1 protein-coding gene is annotated in these 791 nt (G+C 42.2%); it reads right to left on the reverse strand.

Features of this window, described 5'->3' with window-relative positions; genetic code table 11:
* Positions 1–117 precede the first annotated feature (117 nt).
* The coding region (locus ACFIK8_RS11000) for a BID domain-containing T4SS effector (RefSeq protein WP_375669450.1) at positions 118–791 on the reverse strand (674 nt) is incomplete at its 5' end.

A 791-nucleotide genomic window follows, 5' to 3' on the forward strand; every position in this document is an offset into this window, starting at 1 on the left:
AGATATTTGATGAAATTTTGCTGTAAGCACACTCTTCCTTTACGCAATTGCCATAAAATGATTGGCTTCAAGAGATTAGACTAAGAAATCACATTAAAGACCAAAGTTGATGCACGCTTAGTGAGTGAAAGCCATTGCTTTTGTCGTCCCAACTTTGCGTGGTCGAACGTCAGGCGGTTTGCTGTCTACTTGTCTGGAGGTTTCTCCACTCTCATGACGCGCGGTGACTGTTGAATGCTCAGGCAGTGTAGGCCACTTTGATAAAACGTTCTTTTTTTGCAATTCTTGCGCTGACCTAGCAGACTGTCCTTGGCGATTTTGTTTTTCTTGATGTTCCTTGATAATGCTCTCTTTTGCTTGTTTTACAGCATTTGTATAACTGTCAAGAGCGTTACAAAGGGAAGAAAGACCTGCTTCAGCTTTTTTGCGCGCCTCGTTTTTTATGCCAAGCGTTTGGTGACCCGCGAACTTAGCAAAAAATGTAGGATGATTTGCAACTTGCCATGAAAGTTCTTCTCCCATAGCAGGATTTTTTTGGATCTCCTCTGTCCTTTCCCGCAAGAGACACGGATTGTCATAAACAATGTGGCACCAATATTGTATTTCTGCTTGACCATATTGAACCGATGTATCTCTTTGAATCCTGTAAGCAATTTCTTTGTTCGAAAGAGGGGCCATTTCCTTTTCAAGATGAAGTGGCTTTCGCGGCTTTTCGACCATTTGCACCCTCTCCATCGGTTGTTCATAGCGTTTTTGCTCGGCATGATAATTTTGCAAGATGCTCTCTTTTT

The organism is Bartonella sp. MR168JLCBS (assembly GCF_042194175.1).